At 69.5% G+C, this 3,047-nt stretch carries 1 protein-coding gene; it reads left to right on the forward strand.

The features are described from left to right. A partial coding sequence (locus AB0L71_RS32610) for an amino acid adenylation domain-containing protein (RefSeq protein WP_365250349.1) occupies nt 1-3,047 on the forward strand: 3,047 nt, incomplete at both ends.

The following is a 3,047-nucleotide window of genomic DNA, read 5'->3' on the forward strand; positions in this document are numbered from 1 at the left end:
GGCGGACACTCGCTCCTGGCCGTACGGCTGGTCACCCGGCTGAGCGAACGGCTCGGCCGGCCCGTGACCGTCACCGACCTCTTCGACCGGCCCACGCCGGAACTCCTCGCCACCACCACGACGGACGGGAGGAGCCCGAGGAAGAGCGTGGGCTCCGTGCCGCGTCCTGGGACGCTGCCGTTGTCCTCGGCGCAGCAGCGGATGTGGTTCGCCAACCAGGTGGACCCCAGGGGCTACGTCGTTCCGCTCTGCCTGAGACTGAGCGGTGTGCTGGACCGGACCGCGCTGGCGCAGGCGTGGGACGATGTGATCGGCCGGCACGAGATCCTGCGGACCCGCTACCCGCACAGGGACGGCGTGCCCCACCAGGAGATCCTGCCGTCCACGCCCGGGCTCGCGCCCCTTCAGATCCGGACGGTGCCCGCGCCCGAGATCCCCGACCGGATCGCGGAGTGCGTCGGCTCCCCCTTCGACCTGACCGTCGAACTGCCGGTGAAGGCATGGCTGTTCTCCGTCGCCGGTCACGACGAGAACGAGAACGAGAACGAGAACGCGAACGAGAACGAGAACGAGTACGACGCCGGCTCCGGGACCAGCGAGCACGTACTGCTGCTGTCGGTCCATCACATCGCCACGGACGAGCTGTCGTCCGGGCCGCTCATGAACGACCTGTCGCGGGCCTACACGGCACGGTGCGAGGGACGGCAGGCCCCCTGGGAGCCGCTGCCGGTGCAGTACGCCGACTACGCGGTGTGGCAGGCGGCACTCCTCGACCCGTCCGACACCGCCGAGGAGATGGCGCAGGGCCTCGCGTACTGGAAGCGGACGCTGGAGGGAATGCCGGAGAGAATCCCCCTCCCGGTGGACCGGCCGTACCCGGCTCGTCCGCGCCAGGAGGCGGGAGGCGTGGACTTCGTCGTGCCGGAGCAGGTCCATCAGGCGCTGGCGGGTCTGGCGTCGCGGAGCCGGGCCACGCTCTTCATGGTGATGCAGGCCGCGTTGGCCGCAGTGCTCGGCAGGCACGGCGTGGGAGACGACATTCCGATCGCCACCCCGGTGGCCGGCCGGTACGACGCGTCACTGGACGACCTGGTCGGGTGTTTCATCAACACGATCTGTCTGCGCACCCCCACGCGGGCGGCGATGACCTTCACCGAGGCGGTGGAGGCGGCCCGAGAGGTGACGCTGGGAGCCCTCACCCACCAGGAGGTGCCGTTCGAGCAGGTGATCCGGGAGATCAACCCCGACCGGTCCGGCGACCGGACCGGGTTCGTCCAGGTATTCCTGTCGGTCCTCCACTCCCTCCCCGACGCCGTACGACTGCCCGGACTCTCCGTCGTCGAAGAGGGCACGTCGCACGCACTGGTGCCGGGCGACCTGTCGCTCCATCTGCTGGCCTCGGGTGACCTGGCCGGAGAACCGGGGGAGATCCGGGGGCACTTGGCCTATCGGCTGGATCTGTTTGATGAGGGGTCGGTGCGGGGGTTGGCGGATCGGTTCGTGCGGTTCCTGGAGTGTGTGGCGGCGGACCCGGGGATGCGGGTGGGTGACGCGGAACTGCTGTTGGAGGGGGAGCGGGAGTGGCTTGCCGGTGTCGCCGGTGTCGAGGGTTCGAGTGGTGTGGGGTCGGCGGGTGTGGTTCCGGAGCTGTTCGAGGCACAGGTGGCTCGGTCGTCTTCGGGTGTGGCGGTGGTGGCTGGTGGGGTGTCGTTGTCGTTCGGTGCGGTGAATGCGGCGGCGAATCGGTTGGCGCGGTGGTTGGTGGGTCGTGGGGTGGGGCCGGATGCGCGGGTGGTGTTGGGTGTGTCGCGGTCGGTGGAGTTGGTGGTGGCTGTGCTGGGGGTGTTGAAGGCGGGTGGGGCGTATGTGCCGGTGGGGGAGGACTTGCCGGCGGCTCGGGTGCGGGCGGTGCTGGAGGATGCGGCACCGGTGGTGGTGCTGGGTGACGGGCGGGCCTCGGTGTCCTGGCCGGAGGGGACGCACTGGGTGGATCTGGCGGACGTTCTGCGTCAGACCGCTGTCGGGAACGTGGGCGAGGAGGACCTCACGGACGCGGACCGGCTGGCGCCGCTGTTGCCGGAGCATGCCGCGTATCTGCTGTTCACGTCGGGATCGACCGGCAGGCCCAAGGGCGTGACCGTACCGCATCGCGCCATCCACAACCTGTTCCACGCACACCAGGAGGCGTTCCAGGAGTTCCGTGCCGAACGGACGCGGGTCCTTCTGACGGCGCCCCTGACCTTCGACATCCACTGGGAAGCCTTCCTGTGGATGTTCGAGGGGAACGAGGTGTACGTCGTGGACGACGAGACCCGCCTCGACGTCCCGGCGCTGGCCCGCTACATCACCGACCACGACATCGGATTCGTCAGCACCACACCCTCCCTCGTCCGTCAGTTGACCGATGTGGGCCTGTTCGACGGCGGCTCCTCGCACCCCGTCGTGCTGCAACTGGGCGGCGAGGCCGTGGACGAGGGACTGTGGGAGGAACTGACGCAGCTCGACGGTGTGGCCGCGTTCAACTTCTACGGGCCGACGGAGAGCGCCGTCTGGAGCACGTACACCCGGCTGGTGAAGGGCGACACCGTCAGCATCGGACGTTCACCGGCGAACGTGTGGCTGTATGTGGTGGATGTGTGGGGTGGGTTGGTGCCGCCGGGGGTGCGGGGTGAGTTGTGTGTCGGTGGGGCGGGTGTCGCGCGTGGTTATGCGGGGCGGCCGGGGCTGACCGCGGAGCGGTTTGTGCCGGACCCCTTCGGTGGCGATCCGGGTGCGCGGATGTATCGGACGGGGGATCTCGTTCGGTGGCGTGAGGATGGTCTGCTGGAGTTCTTCGGTCGGATCGACGGTCAGGTCAAGGTGCGCGGTTACCGCATCGAGCTCGCTGATGTCGAGGCGGCGGTGCTGCGTCAGGAGGGGGTCGGCAGGGCGGCGGTGTCGGTGTTCGAGCACGCGGGGGACCGGCGGCTGGTGGCCTACGTGGAACCTGCCGCGGAGCACACCGTCGACGTTGAGCGGGTCCGGCAGGGGGTGGCGGGTGAACTGCC

The sequence above is a fragment of the Streptomyces sp. NPDC052052 genome (assembly GCF_040680455.1).
Classification (GTDB): Bacteria; Actinomycetota; Actinomycetes; order Streptomycetales; family Streptomycetaceae; genus Streptomyces.